Consider the following 21,777-nt stretch of genomic DNA (forward strand, 5'->3'; position numbering starts at 1 on the left):
ACGGCGAGCATGTCGTTCTGGGGGCTCTTGGCGTAGTTGTTCTGATTGGTGTCCAGCACCTGGCGCACCAGTTGTACTCAGCATTGGAGCGCTCCAACAATGTAACGTGGCTCACTCGCATGTCAAGAGGCTGTCACACCTCGAAAACCGCTGTGTATCCACGGAAAACATGGTCTTGCAGGGCAAACGAAGGCTCTGATTGGTGTCGCGAATATCCGATTAGAGCGCTCTATTGCCACTGCCCGTGGCAACGCTGTAGCTTGCAGAAGACGCTGTCGCGTACGACACACACCGATCCCGAACGCCCGGAGGCGAACATGACCAGACCGACCATGGAGGACGTCGCCGCCCGCGCGGGCGTCTCCCGGGCCCTGGTCTCGCTGGTCATGCGCAATTCGCCCAAGGTGAGCGATCATCGGCGGCGCGCGGTGCTCGCGGCGGCCGCCGAGCTCGGCTATCAGCCGCACGCCATGGCCCGGTCACTGGCCAGCCGGACTTCCAACATCGTCGGCGTCATGGTGTCGGATCTGCGCAATCCGTTCTTCGCCGACGTCGTCGAGGGGATGGACGAGGCGGCCCAGGAGGCCGGGCTCGAACTCATCCTCAATACCGGCCGCCGCAGCGCCACCCGGGAACGGACGGCGTTGGAAAGCCTGCTGGCGTTCCGGCCCGGCGGGATCATCCTGCTCTCCCCGGTGCTGCCCGCGTCCGCGATTCGCGATGCGGCGGCGCGGTGCCCGATCGTGCTGGTGTCGCGCACGTCCACCAGCCCGGCCGTCGACACCGTCAACGACGACGGTGAGCTCGGCGCAGCGCTGGCGGTGGATCATCTTGTCGCCCTGGGACATCGGCGCATCGTGCACCTCGACGGCGGCGCGGCCTTCGCGGCCCCGCCCCGGCGCAAGGGGTACACCGCGGCCATGACCCGGTACGGGCTCGAACCCATGGTGATTCCCAGCGAGCACACCGACGAGGCTGGGGCCGCGGCGGTCCGCAAGCTGCTGAACCTCTTCTCCCCCGGTACTTTTCCCACCGCACTGGTATGCGGCAACGACTTCAACGCCGTGGGCGCGATGGCCGCGCTCGACCAGGCGGGTCTGCGGGTGCCCGAGGACGTCTCGGTCGTCGGCTACGACAACACCTCGCTGGCGGCCTTGCGGCACGTCGCGCTCACCACCATCGATCAACCTCGAAAGAGCATCGGCCAGTTGGCCGTTCGCGCGCTCACCGAACGGCTGCGGGACGAGCGCACCGAACCGGTGCGCAAACGCCTGGAGCCGTCCCTGGTCGTCCGCTCGACCACCGCCCCACCCCGCGACTGAAGGAGCCCTCATGTCCGCCACATCGGCCGCCCCGCTCACCGTGGGCCTCGCCGGGACCGGCCGCATCGGAACCTCGCACGCCGAGACCCTGAAAACCCTGCCCGGCGTGGGCACGGTCATCGTCACCGACGCCGACACCGAACGCGCCCGCGCCACCGCCGACAAGCTGGAGGTGGATTTCGCGCCCGATATCGAGGCGCTGCTGGCCGCCGATATCGACGGGTTGGTCATCACCACCGCCACCGACTCGCATCCGGCGCTCATCACCGCGGCGGTGGATCGCGGTATTCCGGTGTTCTGCGAAAAGCCCATCGCGGCGGACATTTCCGGGACCCTGCGGGTGGTCGAGCGGGTCGAGCGGTCGCAGGTGCCGGTGCAGATCGGGTTTCAGCGGCGCTTCGACGCCGGGTATCGGGCCGCGCGCACCGCCATCGCCGCCGGGGATCTGGGGTGGATCCACACGCTGCGCGCAACCACGCTCGACCCGGCACCGCCTCCGGCGGAATACATTCCGCGCTCCGGCGGGCTGTTCCGCGACTGCGGCGTCCACGATTTCGACATCATCCGCTGGGTCACCGGGCGGGAGGTGGTCGAGGTGTACGCCACCGGGGCCAATCGCGGCGAGCGGTTCTTCGCCGACGCGGGCGATGTCGACACCGCGGCGGTGATCCTGCGCCTCGACGACGGCTGCCTGGCCACGGTGTCGCTGACCCGCTACAACGGGGCGGGTTACGACGTGCGGCTGGAAGTGCTCGGCTCGCTCGGCAATGCCGTTGTCGGCCTGGACGACCGGGCGCCACTGCATTCGGTGGAACCCGGCTACCCGCCCTCGACGCTGCCCGCCTATCCCGGCTTCATGGATCGCTTCCACGGCGCGTACGTCGAGGAACTCGCCACGTTCATGGGCGTGATCACCGGGCGGGAGGCCAATCCGTGCCCGCCCGCCGAAGCCCTGGAGGCCTTCTATATCGCCGAGGCGTGCGAACTCTCGCGGCATCAAGGCAAGCCCGTGCGCCTGGCCGACATCCGGCGCTCCTGAAACTTCGGCTACCGCGCGGCGGTTTGCCCGTTTATTCTCCGTTTGCCCGGTGATCACAGCGGGACCACGAACGAGAGCTGTTGGGATGAACGGGAATCCGATACCACCGGGCTATCACCCGGACGACGAGTTGTGGACGCAGCACACCGAGGTGTTCGCCGCGATCGGGGACGACTACGAGCCCGAGCCCGCCCGCCCCAAGATGTCGCAGGCCAGCAAGTACGCCATCATCGGCCTGAGCGCGACGATCGTGGTCTCGGTGCTCGCCATCGGCGGCATCCTGCTCTCGCGCGGCAGCGGCTGGAACGCCGCCCCCAACGCGGCCACCGGACCCAACACCCCGCACGTCGTTCTCACCCCGCCGCCGTCCACCTCCCCCACGGTGACCACCACGCCCTCCGCGATCTATTCGGGCACCGACGCCATCCCGTCCAGCACCTCCGCGACCACCACCACGACCACCCCCACCACGACGACGACCGCCGCCGCAGCGGCCCACACCGCCTGCACCCAACCCGGAGTGTCCACCGTCGCCGACGACGGCACCGTCCTCACCTGCGACGTAACCACCTACTCCTGGCTCCCGGTCAGCCGCCCCGCGATCGGCTACCCCTGCAACGCGTCCGAAGCCGGAACCTTCGGCTACGCCAGCAACGGCACCCAACTCGTCTGCGCCCGCCGCGCCGGCACCACCACCCAAACCTATGCCTGGGACTCCCCCGGCACCCTCACCACCGGCAAACACGACCCCGGCCAACCCTGCAACCTCAAAAAAGACGTCATAGCCCAATCCTCCAGCGGCCGAGCCGTCTACTGCCAACCCCAAGCCGGCACCTCCAACCCCTACCTAGGCGCCTGGAAACTCCCCTCCTGAACAACCTGCCCCCGGTAGCCGCATGCGGAAAGGCCTGCTCTGCAACATGAATGCCATCGCACGTCATTCCATAGACGAGGAGTTGGTCATCGCGGCGCTGACCGACATCGACGAACGCGTTCGGCAAGCATGGATCTCACTGCGCTACGACGCGCTCTCACTGAAATCGCTGCGCGCGATCTGCGAGGCACTTCTCGATCACGTCGGCGCACGGTCGCTCGAAGACCCCGAGCTGACCGACGTGCACGCCCGTCTGGCGCTACGTACGGCCGCCGAATGCTCGATCGGTGTTCTGTCACTCGGCGTGTTTCCCTCCGGTGACTTCGAGGTCCGTTTGCCTTCCATCCGCCAAGAGCTGAACAGCCGAGACATCAGCCTCGGTGATGCCGTGGACGAAGCCCCCACCGCCCGCACCTGGCTGGATACCTTCGGTCTGTGCCTGATCAGCGGCATCATCTGGGAGTGGGAACGAGTACTGGGCCTATCGCTGCGCGACGACTATGCACCGCAACTCCACGCCGGTCTGCCCTACTCCCGTCTCCAATCACAGTCCGATCCAGCAGATCTTGCCGAGATGGACGCCCTGTGCCTCTACCTGACCGAGGCCACCGGCCACCTGCCCAGCGACTGGCCCGAGCAGGTAGTGCGAAAACCCACCACCGAAGAACGCCTCGAAGCCCTCCGGCGACTGGACCTCCACCATCCGCTCACCCCGGACCAGCACCTGCTGCGAGCCCTCCTCGAAGACAATCAATCCCGCTTCGAACAAACCCTCGCCCAATACCTCACCGACTACCGCGCCGCACTACCTGACCACGCACAACCCCGAACCTTGCTCCCCCAGCAACCAATTGCCCTGGCCGCCCTGGCGATCCAAACCCACGGCTGGCAACTCGGCCTCGTCTCTCATTACCTCCCACCGGCGTTACTGAAGTCACCCCCGATCGGGTGAATCACAGGAGTCTCGTAAGCACCTGACGGTCGAAGCTCCTGGTCCGGCTGTCCCCTCCGACGATCACGACCAGATCGGCTCCGCATTCCGCCGGGGCTTTCGATTGGGCGTGGACGTCCCAGATCGGACGCGAGCACAGTGCCGCGGCGATCAGTGGCACAGCCGCTCCTCGTGAATGAGGTCGTAGACGTAGGAGCGGTCGCCCTTGAAGCTGACCCATGCGCATTCGGGTGGCAGGTCGCCGTGGCCGGGGTCCTCGATGGGGGCGGCTCGAGATGGCTTCGGAGGCGTTGCAGACGACCCAGCCGTAGGCCGGGAGTCGGCGGCACCAGAGAGCGAGGTCGATTCGTTTGTAGGAGGGGAAGCCGAAGGCTTCGCCGTCGGGGGCGAAGTCGTAGGTCAGGCCGTCGGTGCGGCGCACGAACCGGATACCGGGCATTCGGACATGGTCGATGGCCCGGGGGCGGTCGCTCAAGCGAAATATGGTTGGGGGCGGGCACTTCCACACGTGGCTAATCGGCGGTTATGTCAGCAGCAAGGTGGCGGCTAGGGCTGTCATGACGAGGGCTATGGCGGAGTCGAGGATTTTCCAGGCTTTGGGATTGGCGAAGACGGGGGCCAGCAGGCGCGCGCCGAAGCCGAGGGAGAGGAACCAGATGAGGCTGGCGGCGATCGCGCCCGCGGTGAGGAACCAGCGGTCGGGGGTGGCGTAGGTGTTGGCGAAGGAACCCAGCAGGACGACGGTGTCGAGGTAGGCGTGGGGGTTGAGCCAGGTGACGGCCAGGCAGGTGGCGATGGCCGCGCCCAGGGCGATGGGGGCGCCGCCGCCCGCGGAGAGACCGGAGGCGGAGTAGGCGCGCTTGGCTGCGAGGAAGGCGTAGCCGAGGAGGAAGGCGGCGCCGGCGTATTTGGCGAGGGTCATGAGCATGGGGGCGGCGTCGACGATCGTGCCGAAACCGGCGACGCCGAGGGTCATGAGGATGACGTCGGAGGTGATGCAGACCGCTACCACCGGCAGGACGTGTTCGCGTCGGATGCCCTGGCGCAGCACGAAGGCGTTCTGCGCGCCGATCGCCACGATGAGGGAGAGTCCGAAGCCGAGTCCTGAGATGGCCGCCAGGGCCGCCGATGATGCGTTCACCCGTCCGAAGTTAGGACAAGCGTCCAGGACCAGGCCAGCTAAAGAAATTGACGGACCATTACGATTTCTTAATATGGACCTGCAGCTGGATCAACTGCGCGCCCTCGATGCCGTCATCAGCGAGGGCACCTTCGACGCCGCCGCCCGCAAACTCACCGTGACCCCCTCGGCGATCAGCCAGCGCATCAAGGCGCTCGAAGACGCGGCCGGGCGCATCCTGGTGCAACGCACGAAACCGGTGCAGCCCACCGAATCCGGGCTCACCGTGCTGCGGCTGGCCCGCCAGATCCAGTTGCTCACCGGCGACACCGCCCGCGAACTCGGCGACGCGCATCAGCCCACCGATCGCCCGGTCGTGATTCCCCTTGCGGTCAACGCGGATTCACTACAGACCTGGGTCATCGACGCGCTCGGCCGCGCCGCCCCCGGCATCTGTTTCGAACTCCACCGCGAGGACGAGGAACACACCACCCGCCTGCTGCGCGACGGCACCGTGATGGCCGCCATCACCTCCACCGCCGCCCCCGTCCAAGGCTGTTCGGTGCGCAGACTCGGCGCGATGCGCTACCGCCCCATGGCCCAGCCGCACTTCGCGCGCACCTGGTTTCCCGACGGCCCGAACGCGAAATCCTTCGCGCACGCGCCGGTGGTGCTCTTCGACCGCAAGGACGATCTGCAGTTCCGGCTCATGCGCCACTACACCCGCAAACCGGTCGACCCGCCGCGCCATTACATCCCCTCCTCCGCCGGATTCAACGACGCCGTCCGTGTCGGCCTGGGCTGGGGCATGATCCCCGACATCATGATTCGCCCCGAGGACGATCTGATTCCGCTCGATGACAAGGTATTCGTGGACGTCCCGCTGTATTGGCAGCAGTGGAAGCTGGATTCGCCGGCGCTGAGTCAGGTGGCCGCCGCCATCGCCGAGGGCGCCGCGCAAGCCCTGTTGTGATAAGCCACAACCGGATTCGTTCTGTGTGACCCCGGGTACTAGATGACGTGGGCGAACTCGCCTGCCATAGTCGAAGGCATTGCGGTCGGCCAGGAAGGAATTTCGTTGTCACAAATCGTGCGCGGCGTCATCGCACGCTCCAAGAACGCTCCGGTGGAAGTCACCGATATCGTGATCCCGGACCCGGGTCCGGGGGAAGCGGTGGTGAAGGTGCAGGCCTGCGGGGTCTGCCACACCGATCTGCACTACCGCGAGGGCGGTATCAACGACGAATTCCCCTTCCTCCTCGGGCACGAGGCGGCGGGCATCGTGGAATCGGTAGGCGAGGGCGTCACCGATGTGGAGCCCGGGGATTTCGTCATCCTCAACTGGCGGGCGGTCTGCGGATCGTGTCGCGCTTGTCGTAAGGGCAAGCCCTGGTACTGCTTCTCGACCTTCAATGCCGCCCAGCCGATGACGCTGACCGACGGCACCCCGCTCACCCCGGCGCTGGGTATCGGCGCGTTCGCCGAGAAGACCCTGGTGCACGCCGGGCAGTGCACCAAGGTGGATCCGAGCGTCTCCCCCGCCGCCGCGGGCCTGCTGGGCTGCGGTGTGATGGCGGGTCTGGGCGCGGCCATCAACACCGGCGCGGTCAGCCGCGGCGATTCGGTCGCGGTGATCGGCTGCGGCGGTGTCGGCAATGCCGCGATCGCCGGCGCCAAGCTGGCGGGCGCTACCACCATCATCGCCGTCGATCTGGACGAGCGGAAACTGAAGTGGGCCACCGATTTCGGCGCCACCCACACCGTGAACGCCGCGAAAGAGGATGCGGTGGAACGGGTTCAGGAACTCACCGACGGTTTCGGCGCGGATGTGGTGATCGACGCGGTGGGCCGCCCGGAGACCTGGAAGCAGGCCTTCTACGCCCGCGACCTGGCGGGCACCGTGGTCCTGGTGGGCGTGCCCACCCCGGACATGACCCTGGACATGCCGCTCATCGATTTCTTCTCGCGCGGTGGGTCTCTGAAGTCCTCGTGGTACGGCGACTGCCTGCCCTCGCGGGATTTCCCGTACCTGATCGAGCTCTACAAGCAGGGCCGCCTGGACCTGGACGGTTTCGTGTCGGAGACCATCGCCCTGGGCGAGGTCGAGGACGCGTTCACCAAGATGCATCACGGTGACGTGCTGCGCTCGGTGGTGGTGTTCTGATGGCGCACATCGACCACACCGTCACCATGGGCACCTTCAGCCTCGACAACGAGACCTTCGATGTCGACAACAACGTCTGGGTGGTGGGCGACGATCAGGAGTGCGTCGTCATCGACGCCCCGCACAATGTCGAGGCCATTCTCGATGTGATCGGCAATCGCGCGGTGAAGGCCATCCTGGTCACCCACGCGCACGACGACCACATCCGAGTGGCGCCCGAATTGTCCAAGGCCACGGGCGCTCCGGTGCTCATGCATCCGGAGGACATGGTGCTGTGGCAGCAGACGCATCCGGAGGTGAAGCCGGACGGCGAGCTGTCGGACAAGCAGGTGATCGCGGTCGGCGGGACAGAGCTGCACGTGCTGCACACGCCGGGCCACGCGCCGGGCGCGGTCTGCTTCCACTCGCCGGATCTGGGTGCGGTCTTCACCGGTGACACGCTGTTCCAGGGCGGCCCTGGAGCGACCGGTCGGTCGTTCTCGGATTACGGCACCATCGTGGATTCGATTGCCGACCGGCTGCTGACCCTGCCCCCGGAGACCCTGGTGCACACCGGTCACGGCGAATCCACCACCATCGGTGCGGAATCCCCGCAGCTGGAGGAGTGGCGGCAGCGGTAGCCGAGCCGATCATCGGTGGTCCGGTCCGTGCGGTACGGCGGACCGGACCACTGTCAAGCTCCCTAATCGACCCCCCAATTCGGCGTGCCACCGGCGGACACGCCGGATTCGCCGGTTTTGCAAGGCCATTCACAAGATTTTCCCAGCGAATCCGCGCCTAGAGTTGTCCATGAGAAAAGCTACAGCCGCGCTGGCTCTGACGTTTGTGCCGCTCCTCGCCGTGGGTTGTTCCTCCACCTCCGGAACCGGCTCGGTCACCAAGAGTGATGTACAGACCAAGGTCAGCAGCTTCTACAAGGACAAGTCACACGAGGACGCGAAGACCGTGTCCTGCGACGGCGATCTCGCCGCCAAGGTGGATGCCACGCAAACCTGTACCGCGACCGCCGCCGACGGACAGAACTGGGTCATCACCACGAAGGTCACCAAGGTCGACGGCAAGGACGTCTACTACGACCTGAACTTCAACGACTCCTACGTCTCCCCCGAGGACGTCGCCACCAGCGTCTCGAACTTCTATGTGCAACAGGTCGGGTCCGCCCCGCAATCCTCCACCTGCAACGGCCTGCTGCGCGGCGCCACCGGAGCGAGCATCCGCTGCGTGGTGACCGAGGCCGACGGCACCCGCTGGGGTGTCACCGCCAAGACCACGAATGTCGAAGGTACGAAGGTCAATTACGACATGATCCGGGACGATCAACCGATGCCCTGATCCCACATGCTGAACGGGGTGCTCAGGCTGGAATCTGCGATTGTCACGATGATGTGTTTCAATACGGCGGTTTCCAGCTCCACCCAGGGGGATCGTCAGCTTGTCTATGCCCGAATCGCCTTTCGGCGCAACCCAATCCGCGCCGGATCCGCAGCAGGCCGCCCAATTTGCCAAGGCCAACGGCGTCTACTGCAACTACTGCGGTGCCACTCCCGCCATCAACATGGACTTCCGCGCACACCGCGGCATGATCTTCCTCATGCAGTTCCGGAAGCTTCCGGGACCCTTCTGTCGTGAGTGCGGCCTGGCCGTCTTCCGCAAGATGACCGGCGACAGCCTGGTGCAGGGCTGGTGGGGACCGATCTCGGCGATCATCGCCAATCCGGTCACGCTGCTGATCAATACGGTCAACCGGGCGCGGCTGCAGCAGTTGCCGCCGCCGATTCCGGGCGCGCCCCGGCAGCCGATGGATCCGGGCCGCCCGCTGTGGCAGCGCCCCACGATCATCGGGCTGTTGATCCCGATCATCGCCATCGCGTTCATCGCGTTCGGCAGCGGCAACAGCAGCAGCACCTCGGCCAACCACAGCTACAGCTACAACTACACGCCGACGACCAGCGCCTCGATGCCGTATGTGCCGGTCGTCCCGTCGATCGCGCCGACCACCCAACCAGCCCACGACGCCAAGTCGGCCAAGGTCGGCGACTGCGTCTACGACAGCAACGGCGATATCGCCAAGGACAACCGGCCCAAGGTGCAGGTCGTGGACTGCTCGGATCCGCGCGCCCGGGCCACGGTGCTGGCCAAGCCGACCGGTCTCGCGGCCGACAAGGAGTGCGACAACAACTACCCGGCCACCGACGTGGTCATCACGCACTCGACCAGCTTCAACGGCGGGCCGGAGCTGATGGACTTCGCGCTCTGCCTGCAACTGAAGTAGGCCCGCTACCGGCAGCTGTCCAGGGTCGCCGTGGCGAGCTCGCCCACCACATCGCCGAGCTCGCCGCGGGCCCGGAAGGCGTTGAGCTGCCGGTGCGCCCCGTTACCGCGCCGCAGCAGCGCCGCCACGGCCTCGGTGACGAAGCCGAGGTCGTCGAGCTGTTCGAGGGCGGGCTGGATCCGCTCGATGAGCCGGTCGAGCAGTTCGCGCACCGGCACGGTGCGCCCGTCGAGCGGATCGATGGCCGGACCGTCCATGCCCTCGTGCGCCGCCTTCCAATAGGCCGCGCGCAGTGTGTCTTCCGCGATCACGGGCACGAAATCGGTAGTGCGGGCGGTCATCGCGCAAGCGCGCACCAGGCTGGCCAGCAGCGCCGTCTCCTCCACGGTGGCGGGCACGTCGCTGACGCGCACCTCCACCGTCGGGAAGGTGACCGACGGCCGCACATCCCAATACACCATCTTGCGATCGAGGATGACGCCTAGCGACAGCATGGATTCCACCGCGGTGTCGAATTCCCCGACCGAGTCGAAGTGCGGTGGCGGCCCGGCGCTGGGCCAGCGCCGCCACAGGATGTTTCGCCAACTGGCGTAACCGGTTTCGCCGCCCCGGTAGATGGCCGAGTTGGCGGTCAGGGCGAGCAGCAGCGGCAGCCAGGGCCGCAGGAAGTTGCTCACCTGCAACGCGGCGGCGCGGTCGGGCACCGCGACGTGCACGTGGCAGCCGCACAGGCCCTGCTCGTGCGCCAATCTCCCGAAGTTCTCGGCGATTCGGTGATAGCGCGGGGTCGAGGTGATGGACAGTTCGTCGGGAATGGTCGGCGGCACGGCGGCGGCCAGCAGCAGCGCGTCGTTCTTCTCGGCGGAGGCCGCGGCGCCACGCCGCAACTCCCGCAATTCCTGAAGCAGCTCACCGGTATTCGTGTGCACGCGCGTGCTGGTTTCCACCTGGCACCGCATGATTTCCAATTGCAGGTCCATGCCGAAATCCGCTGCGGTGCGGGCGACGTCGGCATTGCGGCCGACCGGCGCACCGGTGAGCGGATCCACGAGGAGGAACTCCTCTTCGACACCGACGGTCGGCGGGGCATCCACTGATTACGTGTACCTCACTTACGACCAGCTCACACCTGCCGGAATGGTCTCTCCGGACCACCGCCCGCCCCAGCCAGCCGACGGCTACCGGGCCCGCCGCCGGGAGAGTCTGTCGGTGGATTGGGTCACAATGCCCGTATGGCATACGACGAGAAGCTGGCCGACCGGATCCGGGACGCGCTCGGGCCGGATCTGCCACACGTGATCGAGAAGAAGATGTTCGGTGGGCTGGCGTTCCTGGTGGGCGGCAATATGGCCGTCGCGGCCAGCGGCAAGGGCGGGCTGATGGTCCGCACCGATCCCGCCACCTCGAGTGCGCTGCTGAGGGCGGGTTCGGTCGAGCCGATGGTGATGGGCGGCAGGCAGATGAACGGCTGGCTGCGCGTCGCCACCGAGGTCGTCGCCGACGACGACGTCCTCGACGAGTGGGTCCGGCGCGGGGTCGATTACGCCAAGTCGCTACCACCCAAGTAGCGATTCCGGCCGCAGGTGCCGCGCGGCCTCCACGCTCGCGCAAATACTGTGCTCCGGGGCACAGCGCTCGAGCGGGTGTGGCTCGGTTCACGCAATTCTCCGCTGCCGCAAGCTAATTGTCGGATTCCGTCATCGGGTCTTTACACCGCACCACAGCGGTGAAATCTCGGTCCCGCACTGTGGTGAATATGAGGCAAACCGAGATTCACGCGCTGGCGTGCGAAGTGTGCGGTCGACTGCCCCACCCGCCGCGTACCCGGATGGCGCTGGCCAAGCTGGCGGCGGCGCTGCCGGTCGAACTGGCCCTGCACGCCCTGGTCATCGGACTCGAATTACCTTTCCTGGCAACGGTCTCCATCCTGGCCGTGGCCGCCACCATTCTCGTCATCTGGGTCGTCGAGCCGGGTGCGATGCACTATCTGGGCCGGTGGCTGCACGGCCGGGAATTGCGTCGTCGTCATCGCCTCGACAGCGCCGAGCAGCTCTGGCGCATCCGGGTGCGCCTGGACAACAAGCCGGGCCGCCTGGAACTGCTGGCCAAGCAGCTGGCCGACCGACGGGCCAATATTCTCGCGGTGCACGTGCATCACCTGGAGAACGGCGTGCTCGACGAGCTGGTGGTGTCGGCGCCGGCGGCGGTGGGCTCGTCGCGGCTGACCCATGCGATCTCCCGGGCCGGGGGCATCACCGTCGGCATCTGGCCCGCCTCGGCGCTCACCCTGGTGGACGGCCAGACTCGTGCGCTCGGTCTGGCCGCGCGGGTCGCCGCGGACCCGGCCGAACTCCCGCTGGTGATCGCGGAACTGCTGGGCGCGCAATACGTCCCGGATCCGGATCCCGACCGCGTTCCCGGCGGCACCCTGCTCGAGATCGATCCTCCCGACCGGCCGACCCCGATGACCTTCCTGCGCACCGGCGAGCCGTTCACCCCCGCCGAGATCGCCCGCGCCCACCGCCTCACCGATCTCGCACTGGTGGCCACCCGCCAGCCCTGACCCAGTCGAATTCACCTCGGCTTTCCCAGTATTCGAGATGACGTACCGAGACCGACAGCTCTTCGTACCGCCGGGTTTCACTTCGTGGCACACTTCCCTGATGCGCACGGTGAGCGGCAGGCGCACAAGGGGTTGGTTGATCGATGAGTTTTCGGCGCAGCGGTGCTCGACGAGGAGATACCGACACCGGCGGTAATCCGCCCGCCCGCAAGGCAGTTCGCACCGCCAAGCTGGCGACGGTGCCGCTGGCCTTCGCCGGTCGACGGGTGGCCGGGGCGAGCAAGCGGGCGCTGGGGCGACCGGCCGACGAGGTGGATCGCGAGATCCAGCTGCGCACCGCCGAGCACATGGCCGACGTGCTGGGCGAATTGAAGGGCTGCGCCGCCAAACTCGGGCAGATCCTGGGCATCTACGAACTGGCGCTGCCGCCCGAGCTGGCCGACCCGTATCGCGTCGCGCTCGGCCGCTTGCAGGATTCGGCCCCGGCCATGCTGCCGCGCACGGTGCACACGGTGCTGGCCGAGTCCTTCGGCCCGGACTGGCGGAACCTCTTCCGCGAGTTCGACGACCGCCGTGCCGCCTCGGCCACCATCGGGCAGGTGCACCGGGCGATCTGGCACGACGGCCGCCCGGTAGCGGTGAAGGTCATGTACCCGGGCGCGCGGGCCGCGGTCGACAGCGATTTGCGGCAGTTGCGCGGACTGGCCTGGCTGGCACCGGTTTTCGTGCCGCACACCGACGGCCCCGCGGTGATGGACGAGCTGGCCGAATGCCTGCGCGCGGAACTGGATTTCGCGGCCGAGGCGCGGAATCAGCGCCGCTTCGCCGACGCGTACGCCGACGATCCCGACTTCCGCGTGCCGCGGGTGCTCGAACAGCGCGGTGACGTGATCGTGAGCGAATGGCTCGACGGGATCCCGCTGTCACGGGTGATCGCCTCGGGCGCGCAGGCCGAACGCGATCGGGTGGGCATGCTAGCGATCCGGTTCTTCTGGTCCTCCGCACCCCGGACCGGCCTGCTCTACGGCGATCCGCATCCGGGCAATTTCCGGGTGCTGCCCGATGGCCGCCTGGGCGTGGTGGACTTCGGTGCGTGCCCGCCGTGGCCGCCGCCCCAGTTTCCCGCGCTGGTGCACGATCTGGCGGACGCGCTGATCAACGGCGGTCCGGCCGAACTCGATGTGATGGCGCGCCGGCACGGATTCATCGACGGCCCACGCGGATTGGACAGTGCCGCGCTGGCGGCGAAGCTGCTGCCGTTCACCGCGATCCTGCGCGACGACACCTTCCGGGTGGATATCGGCTGGCTGCGCGGTCGCACGCTCGATGCCGTGAGCCCGAAGCTGAGCAATGCCTATCGACAGCTCGGGGTGCCCGCGTACCTGATGCCGTTCCAGCGCGCGCTGGTCACGCTGTTCGGTCTGGTGGCGCAGCTCGACACCACCGGGCCGATGCGCGATGAGATCCTGCGCTGGTCACCGGAGTTCCGCGCGGTGATGGACCGCTACCGTGCGCGCACCGACGATCCGGCCCCGGATCGTCCGACGGATCTGGCCGCGGTGCGGCGGCGGCGCGCGGGCGCCGTGACCTCGGATGTCGCCGCGGGCTGAGATCATCGCTGCCGCAACAGGTCTTGATCACTGTCCCAGACAGACTTACTCTGGTGGGACAGGCGCAGCGTAGCGCCCGGAGTCCGTCCGGAAGGTCCCCACCGTCGTGACCACTACATCCAACGACACCGTGACCAGTGCATCCACCGACACCTCGGCAACGAAACTGCCGGTCCCCGACCACGAGGTGGCCGTCATCGGCGCGGGGCCCGGCGGCATCGCGGCGGGGGTGAAGCTGAAGCGGGCCGGGGTACGCGACTTCGTGATTCTGGAGCGCGCCGACGAGGTCGGCGGCAGCTGGCACGAGAATCACTATCCGGGACTGGAAGTCGACATCCCGTCGCTGGCCTACCAGTACTCCTTCGCCCGCAATCCGGACTGGACCAGGCTGTTCGCCGCCGGTGCGGAGGTGAAGCGCTATCACATGGCGGTCGCGCGGCGCTTCGGGCTGTATCCGCACATCCGCTTCGGCGCCACGGTCACCGGCGAGGAGTGGGACGAGGACCGTCACTGCTGGAACCTGCGTCTGGAGGGCGGCGGGGTGACGACCGCCCGGTTCGTCATCAGCGCGGTGGGCGCGTTCATCAGCCCCAAGCTGGATCCAGGCATCCCGGGACTCGCCGAGTATCGCGGCAAGATTCAGCGCCCCTCGGACTGGGACGACGACTACGACCTGCTGGGCAAGCGGGTCGCGATCATCGGCACCGGGGCCAGTTCGGTGCAGATCACCCCGGCCATCGCGGGCACGGTGGGCAGTCTCGCCGTCTACCAGCGCACCCCGGTGTGGTGTGTGCCCAAACCGAATCCGCGCATCCCGCGCGCGGTGCGGGCCGTGCTGCGCGTCCCCGGCGTGCAGGCGGGTGTGCACGGGGCGGCCCTGGTGGTGGTCGACGCCGCGCTGCGGGCCATGTCGAACGCGCCGATGCCGGTGGTCCGGCCGACCATGCGGGCCATCGACGCCGCGGCCATCACCGGGTATCGCGGGCTGCTGCGACTCATGGTGCGCGACCCGGAGATTCGCGCGGGCCTCACCCCCGGCTACGGTCCGATCGCCAAGCGGCCGACCGCCAATACCGGGTATCTGCTGGCCTTCAACCGGCCCAATGTCGATCTGGTGACCACTCCGATCGAGCGGTTCACCGCCGACGGCATCCGCACCGCCGACGGTGAGGAACGCGCATTCGACATGGTGGTGCTGGCCACCGGCTATCACGTGTTCTCCGATCCGGAGACCTACACCCCCGGCATGGTGGTCGGACGCGACGGCATGGACCTCGGCAAGTACTACTCCGAGCAGGGTTTACAGGCGTACGAGAGCGTATCGCTGCCCGGCCTGCCCAACCGGTGGACGCTGGTGGGCCCGTACTCGTGGTCGGGCAGCGGCTGGCATGCCTTCGTCGAGATGACCGCCGACCATGCGGTGCGGGCGATTTCGGAGGCGCGGCGGCGGGGAGCCACCTTCGTCGCCGTCCGCCAGGAGGTCGCCGATGCCTACCATCACCGGATCTACCGGCACGGTGAGGCCATGCGCTACTACCTGTCCGAGCTGAACGCGCACGTGCCGACCTACTACCGCAATTCGCAGGGCGACAGCACCTACATCCGCCCGACGGGTTTCTTCTCGGCGCGGCGCGCGCATCACCGATTCCCGTTCTCGGACTACGAATTCGACCGCCTCACCGCTTGACCGTCACTCGCTCGACACCGCTACTCGCTCGACAAGGAAGTCGTGCCATGTTCGAACTGCCGAAGTCCGTCCGGATCGCGCTGGGCGCCACCGGATACGGCATCAGCGACCGCCGCCTGACCCCGGCCGTGGCCGGGAAGGTGATCTTGGTGACCGGCGCGTCCTCGGGCGTCGGCCGGGCCACCGCGCTGCGGCTGGCCGCCAACGGCGCGACCGTGCTGGCGGTCGCCCGCCGTGCCGCCCTGCTCGAGGAATTACGGTCGGAGACAGCCGATCTCCCGGGATCCGTGCACCCGTATCCGGCGGACCTGTCGAACCCCGACACCTGCGCCGAGCTGATCGAACAGGTGCTCGCCGACCACGGCCGGGTGGATGTGCTGGTCAACAACGCGGGCAAGTCGATTCGCCGCTGGCTCTCGGATTCCCTGGACCGCTGGGACAATTTCGACGACACCGCGCACATCAACTACCTCGGCCCGGTGCGCCTGGTGCTGAGCCTGCTGCCGTCCATGCGGGCACGGCGGCAGGGCCACATCGTCAATATCAGCACCGCCGGTGTGCACGGCCCGGCCGTCGGCTGGACCGCCTATATCGCCTCCAAATCGGCGTTCAATTCCTGGCTGCGCGGCGCCGCACCGGAATTGCGGGCCGACGGCATCGACGTCACCAGTGTGCACCTGCAATTGGTGCGCTCGGACATGCTGGGGCCGTACCGGATCTACCGCTACACCCCGAGCATGTCGACCGAGGAGGCGGCGGGCATGGTGTGCCGGGCCATCGTGGATCGCCCGCTGGCGATCCGGCCGTGGTGGGAGCGGGCGAGCGCGCCGCTGTCCTACGCGCTCGACAATTCCCGTGCGGCGCAACGCCTGCTCACGCTCTACGCCAAGGCGGGCAACTGGAACAATCGCCCCGTCGACTGGGCCGGGCCGATCGGGCGGGTCGAGCAGGCCGTCAATCTGCTCGACGACGCGGTGACGGTCGCGGGCCGGATCCCGGCCAGCGGGGCACTCGGCCTGCTGCCCCCGACTCGAATTCCTCAGCTGGCCTGGGCTTTACGCGGCGGCGTCGGCCTGGCGACCACGCTCTCGGCGTTCGCGGCGCGGTTTCCGGACCGCCCGGCCGTGATCGACGACGACGGCCCGATCACCGCCGCCGAACTCGATCGACAGGTCCAGCGTCTGGCGGCGGCATTGCGGGCGCGCTGGGGTGTGGGGCGCGGGCAGCGGGTCGGCGTGCTGTGCCGCAACCATCGCGGCTTCGTGCTGGCGGCCTATGCGGCCGCGCGGCTTTCCGCGGATCTGGTGCCGTTGAACTACGGGTTCGCCGGACCGCAGATCGGCGAGGTGCTCGCCCGCGAACGCGTCGAGGTGCTGCTCTACGACGGCGAATTCCACCGGGAGATCGAGAAATCCGGGTACGCCGGGCATCGCGCGGTGGTACGCGGCGCGGCGGGCGGGCTGCCGACGGTGGCGGAGCTGGTCGCGGCGGGCGGCCCGCCGGTGCGCGAGCCCGCGACCGGGGGCGCGCTGATCCTGCTGACCGGCGGCACCACCGGGGTGCCGAAGGGCGCGCCCCGGCAGCTGGGAGTGAGCGCGGCCGGGCTGTCGGGGCTGCATCCGCGCATGGTGCTGGCGATCGCGGATCTGGCTCGCGTCGAACCGATTCCACGGCTCGGGCAGCCCATGGTGATCGCGCCGCCGCTGCATCACACCTACGGTTTCCTGGCGCTCACCGCCGCGTTCCTGCTCGGTTCGACGGCGCTGGTGCACGAGCGTTTCGACGCCGAGACGGTGCTCGCCGATATCGAACGGCACCGCGTACAGATCGCCTGCCTGGTGCCGACCATGCTCAAACGCATCATGGATCTGCCGCCATCCGACCGCCGCGGCTATCACGTGGACAGCCTGCGCATGGTGGTGTGTGGGGCCGCGCCGCTGCCGCCGTGGCTGGCCACCGCCTTCCAGGACGAGTTCGGCGAGGTGTTGTTCAACGGCTACGCCTCCACCGAGACCGGGGCCGGAACCCTGGCCACGCCCGCGGATCTGCGGGCCGCGCCCGGCACCGTCGGCCGGCCGATGACCGGGATCGTGGACATCCGCATCGTCGACCGTGACGGCCGCGAACTGCCGCCGGGGGTGACCGGCCGCGTCGTCAACAAGAACCCGAGCATGTTCCACGGTTACAGCGACGGCCGCACCAAGGAGATGGTCGGAAAGCACATGGACTCCGGCGATCTCGGGCATTTCGATGCCGAGGGCAGGCTCTACATCGACGGCCGTTCCGACGACATGATCGTCTCCGGCGGCGAGAATGTCTTCCCTCAAGAAGTCGAGGAGGCGCTGCTGGCGCATCCGGCCGTCGCCGACGCCGGTGCGGTCGGGATGCCCGACGACGAGTTCGGGCAGCGGCTGGCGGCGGCGGTCGTGCTCAAGCCTGGCTCGCGCGCGAGTGCGACCGTGCTGCAACGGCATATCAAGACCACCCTGGCCAATTACAAGGTGCCGCGCGAGATCGTTTTCGTGCCCGAACTGCCGCGCACGACGGCGGGAAAGCTGCGGCGGCAACAACTTCCGGAGGTCATCGCGCAAGCGGCGACGGCCCCGGTCGTCTGATCGATCCTGGATTCGAGGTCTGCATCATGAGTTCCACCAATGGTTCCCGGAATGGCTCCGCGCCGCTACCTGCCTACGAGGTCGTGATCGTCGGCGCCGGGCTGGGCGGTATCGGCGCGGGTGTCGCGCTGCGCCGCGCCGGGATCGAGAATTTCGTGCTCATCGACAAATGGGACCGGGTCGGCGGGACCTGGCTGGCCAATACCTATCCGGGGGTGGCCGTGGATGTGCCGTCGCCGGTGTACAACTTCTCCTTTCAGCCGCGGTCGCAGTGGTCGCGGTTCTTCGCGCCCGGGGTCGAATTACAGCGTTACGCCGAGGAAGTCGTCGATCGGCAGGGGCTGCGGGACAAGCTGCGGCTGGGTTCGGGCGCGGTGCGGGGCGTGTTCGACGAGCAGCTCGACCTGTGGCGGATCGGCCTGGAGGACGGGACGGAGCTCACCGCACGGCATGTCATCGGCGCGGTCGGCGGACTGGAGCAGCCGCACAAACCGGAGATCGCGGGGATCGACGACTACACCGGCAAGATCATGCACAGTTCCCGGTGGGATCACGACTACGACTCTCGAGGGCAGCGGGTCGCGGTGATCGGCACCGGGGCGACGGCCTTGCAGGCGATTCCGCAACTGGCCAAGGATGTTTCGCAGTTGACGGTCTATCAGCGCCGGGCCATCTGGATCGGACCGAAACCGGACTTCCCGATGGGTGCGACGGCGAACGCGATGCTGAATTTCGCGCCGCTGCAATATCTGATCCGGACGGTCGGCAATGTCGGCGTGAATGCGGGACTGGGTGCGGGACTGGCCATCTCGAATTATCCGCGGATCACATCCGCCGGGCTGACGGTCGCCGAAACCGCCATGAAGGCATATCTTTTCAGCCAGGTGCGCGATCGTGAGCTACGCCGCAAGCTCACCCCCGACTACCGGTTCGGCTGCAAGCGGCCGTCGATCTCCAACGATTATTTCAAGACCTTCACCCGTTCCCACGTGGATCTGGTCACCGACGGCATCGAACGCTTCACGCCGACCGGCATCGTGAGCTCCGACGGGCGCGAGCGGGAATTCGATATGGTGCTGTGCGCCACCGGATTCAAGGTGATGGAGAAGGGGTACACGCCGCCGTATCCGATCTACGGGCGCGACGGGCTCGAACTCGGCGAGTTCTGGGATACCCACCGTTTCCAGGCATACCAGGGTGTGTCGGTACCGAAATTCCCGAACGCCTTCCTCATCGTCGGGCCGTACGCGTATGCGCCGGGCTCCTATATCCCGCTCATCGAATCGACCTCCGCGCATGCCGCGCGCGTCATCGAGGAGGCTCGGCGGCGCGGCGCGACCCGGGTGGAGGTCCGGCAGGAGCCGCACGACCGCTACTTCGCGCGCATGGACGAGCGTGCCAAGAAGACGCACCTGTTCACGCAGGGCTGCGTCAGCTCGAACACCTATTACATCAACTACCAGGGTGACGGCGCGGCGTTCCGGCCGTCGACCCAACTCGAAATGTACTGGGAGAACCGGCATTTCCCATTGAGCGACTACCGGTTCACCACCACGTCGGCGCGTGCGCTTCAAGAAGCGACATCCTAGGCCCCGATCGGCAGGTCCGCGGCCTGCGGCTCAGCCCTTCTCGGCCAGCGCCGCGAGCCGATCCAGCGATGCGAACAGCATGTCCGCGTTGGTGGCCCGCGCGCGCACCAGGCGCTTCTCGTCGCGCAGATTCGTCCAGTCGTAGGTGTGGCGCACCCGGGTCGCGTCGTCCCCCAGCGGTTCCAGCTCCCAGCGCCACAGGTGCCCCGGCGGCTGCGCGCCCGGTTCGGAAGGCAGCCACGCGATCCGCCGTCCCTCCTCGAACTCCACCACGTGGTTCTCCCGGACCATCCCGTTCGTCAGCGTCATCTCGAACACTTCGCCCACACCGCGAACCCGATGTCCCGCTTCGGCTTCCGCCAGGTTGTCGTTGCCGTCCCAGGTCGGCTGCGCCGCGGGATCCACGATCAGCTCGAAGATCACCCCCGCATTCGCCGCGACCTCGCGCTCCACCGATACCACCGTCTCTTGCCCGCTCTCGGTCATACCTAGGATCGAACCACGGGCCGGCGGGCCAGAGCCAGCAGGGCGAGGGCCAACAGCGCGCCGCCCAGCCACAGGACGCTGGTCGGGCCCGCGTGGTCGACGGCCAGGCCACCGGCGAGCGCGCCGAGAGCGATGGAGAAGTTGAACATCGAGACGAACAGCGAGGAAGCGGCTTCCGTGGCGTCGGGGGCGGCGCGCATGATGCGGGTCTGGAAGATGACGGGGACCGCGCCGTAGCCGAGACCCCACAGCATCAGGATCGCCGCGGCCGCAACGGTATTCACGTCGAACAGGGCCAGCGCCGACAACGAGGCGCCGAGCGCCACGACGATGGCTACGGTGCTGCCGCGCAGGCTCCTGGCGACCAGCGCCCCGGCGAGGAAATTGCCGGAGATCCCGGCGACGCCGAAGACCAGCAGCAGGATGCCGGTGGCCACCGCGCCGACACCGTGCTCGTGCAGGATCGGGCGGATGAAGGTGTAGGCCAGGAAGTGCCCGGTGATGACCAGGAAGGTCAGCAGCAGTGCCAGGCGCAGCGCCGCGTTGGACCGGAAAACCGCGGGGAGATCACGCAGTTGGATCGACTGCTGGGCGGGCAGGCTGGGCAGCAGCAACACCATGCTCACCACCGACACCAGCCCCAGCAAGCCGACCACGGCGAAGGCGGTGCGCCAGCCGCTCAGGTCGCCCAGGAAGGTGCCGGTGGGAACGCCCAGGACCGAGGCGGTTTCGACACCGCCGAAGATCACGGCGGTGGCGCGGGCGACGTGGTGTTCGGGCACCAGTCGCAGGGCGATGCTCCCGGCGAGGGACCAGAAGCCGCCGACGGCGATGCCGATCAGGAATCGCGCGGCCAGCACCACCGCGAAACTCGTGGCGAGACTGGAGGCCAGGTTGGCCGCGCCCATCAGGCCGATGAGCACCGCGAGCACGATCCGGCGGTCCACCCGCCCGGTGACGACGGTGACCAGGGGCGCGGAGACGGCGGCGACCAGGCCGGGCACGGTGATCATCAGCCCCGCAACGCCTTCGGAGACGTGCAGCGCCGCCCCGACCGGGGTGAGCAGACCCACCGGCAGCAGTTCGGAGGTCATGAGGGAGAAGATGCCCAGGGCCACCGCGCCGACGGCCAACCAGCCCTTGACGGGCGAGCGAACCTGGGCGGGGGCGACGGCGGTCGACATGGCGGGAACCTTTCGTCCGAGGACGGTCATTCACGAAACTGGTCATTCACGAAACTACGGAGTAAAAGACCCACTGATAAGGTGCATTTCCGTGGCAGAAGATTGGGCCAATTCCGGCTTCGATACGGCCGGTGCCGATCTGCACCTGGATCTCACCGGCCCGGGTGGCCTTCGGGCGCAGCTCATGTCGGCGCTGCGGGACGCCATCCGGTCCGGACGGCTCGCCCCCGGGACCCGGCTGCCGCCCTACCGCGGCCTCGCCGCCGACCTCGGCATCGCGCGCAATACCGTGGCCGCCGC

The 21,777-nt window shown here is 67.9% G+C and carries 20 protein-coding genes; 16 read left to right on the top strand and 4 right to left on the bottom strand.

From position 1 onward, the window contains the following. The first annotated feature begins 317 nt into the window (after positions 1-317). The 4 genes from ACWELQ_RS09400 to ACWELQ_RS09415 all read left to right on the top strand — a co-directional run bounded on the left by ACWELQ_RS09400 (position 318) and on the right by ACWELQ_RS09415 (position 4,187). Positions 318-1,322 carry a LacI family DNA-binding transcriptional regulator gene (locus ACWELQ_RS09400; protein WP_452396549.1) on the top strand — a complete coding sequence of 335 codons (1,005 nt, stop codon included), beginning with the start codon at positions 318-320 and terminating at the stop codon, positions 1,320-1,322. Between the two features lie 10 nt (positions 1,323-1,332). Next, entirely contained in the window at positions 1,333-2,361 is a 1,029-nt protein-coding gene (locus ACWELQ_RS09405; protein WP_452396550.1) for a Gfo/Idh/MocA family protein, read from the top strand. Positions 2,362-2,446: 85 nt separating this feature from the next. Further along, complete coding sequence (locus tag ACWELQ_RS09410; protein ID WP_452396551.1) at positions 2,447-3,235, top strand: hypothetical protein; 789 nt, start codon at positions 2,447-2,449, stop codon at positions 3,233-3,235. A gap of 46 nt (positions 3,236-3,281) precedes the next feature. Beyond that, positions 3,282-4,187, top strand: a complete 906-nt coding sequence (locus ACWELQ_RS09415; protein WP_452396552.1) for an immunity 49 family protein — start codon at positions 3,282-3,284, stop codon at positions 4,185-4,187. Positions 4,188-4,710: 523 nt separating this feature from the next. Here the strand turns inward: ACWELQ_RS09415 and ACWELQ_RS09420 are convergent. After that, the gene (locus tag ACWELQ_RS09420; protein ID WP_452396553.1) at positions 4,711-5,328 is read right to left on the bottom strand and encodes a LysE/ArgO family amino acid transporter; all 618 of its coding nucleotides are present in this window, start codon (positions 5,326-5,328) and stop codon (positions 4,711-4,713) included. A gap of 73 nt (positions 5,329-5,401) precedes the next feature. Between ACWELQ_RS09420 and ACWELQ_RS09425 the strand changes: the two genes are divergently transcribed. From ACWELQ_RS09425 to ACWELQ_RS09445, 5 genes are all read left to right on the top strand, one after another. After that, positions 5,402-6,280 carry a LysR family transcriptional regulator ArgP gene (locus ACWELQ_RS09425; protein WP_452396554.1) on the top strand — a complete coding sequence of 293 codons (879 nt, stop codon included), beginning with the start codon at positions 5,402-5,404 and terminating at the stop codon, positions 6,278-6,280. Positions 6,281-6,385: 105 nt separating this feature from the next. Next, positions 6,386-7,471, top strand: coding sequence for an S-(hydroxymethyl)mycothiol dehydrogenase (locus tag ACWELQ_RS09430; RefSeq protein ID WP_452396555.1), 1,086 nt, complete (start codon positions 6,386-6,388; stop codon positions 7,469-7,471). Further along, positions 7,471-8,091: an MBL fold metallo-hydrolase gene (locus tag ACWELQ_RS09435; protein ID WP_452396556.1), complete on the top strand. Its 621-nt coding sequence runs from the start codon at positions 7,471-7,473 to the stop codon at positions 8,089-8,091. The genes ACWELQ_RS09430 and ACWELQ_RS09435 overlap by 1 nt, the downstream gene beginning before the upstream one ends. 169 nt (positions 8,092-8,260) lie before the next feature. After that, complete coding sequence (locus tag ACWELQ_RS09440; RefSeq protein WP_452396557.1) at positions 8,261-8,803, top strand: DUF4333 domain-containing protein; 543 nt, start codon at positions 8,261-8,263, stop codon at positions 8,801-8,803. A 106-nt stretch (positions 8,804-8,909) separates the two neighbouring features. Further along, the gene (locus ACWELQ_RS09445) at positions 8,910-9,743 is read left to right on the top strand and encodes an LppU/SCO3897 family protein (RefSeq protein ID WP_452396558.1); all 834 of its coding nucleotides are present in this window, start codon (positions 8,910-8,912) and stop codon (positions 9,741-9,743) included. Between the two features lie 5 nt (positions 9,744-9,748). Here the strand turns inward: ACWELQ_RS09445 and ACWELQ_RS09450 are convergent, their stop codons facing one another. Next, entirely contained in the window at positions 9,749-10,837 is a 1,089-nt protein-coding gene (locus tag ACWELQ_RS09450; protein WP_452396559.1) for a glutamate--cysteine ligase 2, read from the bottom strand. Between the two features lie 138 nt (positions 10,838-10,975). On the opposite strand from ACWELQ_RS09450, the gene ACWELQ_RS09455 reads away from it, so the two are divergent. The 6 genes from ACWELQ_RS09455 to ACWELQ_RS09480 all read left to right on the top strand — a co-directional run bounded on the left by ACWELQ_RS09455 (position 10,976) and on the right by ACWELQ_RS09480 (position 19,807). Beyond that, a complete protein-coding gene (locus ACWELQ_RS09455; protein WP_452396560.1) occupies positions 10,976-11,311 on the top strand; it encodes a TfoX/Sxy family protein in 336 nt (111 codons plus the stop codon). 188 nt (positions 11,312-11,499) lie between these two features. Next, positions 11,500-12,306, top strand: coding sequence for an amino acid-binding protein (locus ACWELQ_RS09460; RefSeq protein ID WP_452396561.1), 807 nt, complete (start codon positions 11,500-11,502; stop codon positions 12,304-12,306). A gap of 143 nt (positions 12,307-12,449) precedes the next feature. After that, complete coding sequence (locus ACWELQ_RS09465; protein WP_452396562.1) at positions 12,450-13,916, top strand: ABC1 kinase family protein; 1,467 nt, start codon at positions 12,450-12,452, stop codon at positions 13,914-13,916. A gap of 166 nt (positions 13,917-14,082) precedes the next feature. Next, positions 14,083-15,603 carry a flavin-containing monooxygenase gene (locus ACWELQ_RS09470; protein ID WP_452396568.1) on the top strand — a complete coding sequence of 507 codons (1,521 nt, stop codon included), beginning with the start codon at positions 14,083-14,085 and terminating at the stop codon, positions 15,601-15,603. Positions 15,604-15,650: 47 nt separating this feature from the next. Next, positions 15,651-18,218: an SDR family NAD(P)-dependent oxidoreductase gene (locus ACWELQ_RS09475; protein WP_452396563.1), complete on the top strand. Its 2,568-nt coding sequence runs from the start codon at positions 15,651-15,653 to the stop codon at positions 18,216-18,218. A 26-nt stretch (positions 18,219-18,244) separates the two neighbouring features. Further along, positions 18,245-19,807: a flavin-containing monooxygenase gene (locus ACWELQ_RS09480; protein ID WP_452396564.1), complete on the top strand. Its 1,563-nt coding sequence runs from the start codon at positions 18,245-18,247 to the stop codon at positions 19,805-19,807. A gap of 30 nt (positions 19,808-19,837) precedes the next feature. On the opposite strand, the gene ACWELQ_RS09485 is transcribed toward ACWELQ_RS09480, so the two are convergent. Both ACWELQ_RS09485 and ACWELQ_RS09490 read right to left on the bottom strand, forming a co-directional pair. Beyond that, positions 19,838-20,293, bottom strand: a complete 456-nt coding sequence (locus tag ACWELQ_RS09485; protein WP_452396565.1) for an SRPBCC family protein — start codon at positions 20,291-20,293, stop codon at positions 19,838-19,840. A gap of 2 nt (positions 20,294-20,295) precedes the next feature. Then, on the bottom strand, positions 20,296-21,477 hold the full coding sequence (locus tag ACWELQ_RS09490) for an MFS transporter (protein WP_452396566.1): 1,182 nt from the start codon (positions 21,475-21,477) through the stop codon (positions 20,296-20,298). A gap of 91 nt (positions 21,478-21,568) precedes the next feature. Here ACWELQ_RS09490 and ACWELQ_RS09495 point away from each other — a divergent pair. After that, a partial coding sequence (locus ACWELQ_RS09495; protein WP_452396567.1) for a GntR family transcriptional regulator occupies positions 21,569-21,777 on the top strand: 209 nt, incomplete at its 3' end.

It is taken from the genome of Nocardia sp. NPDC004722, from assembly GCF_053601505.1.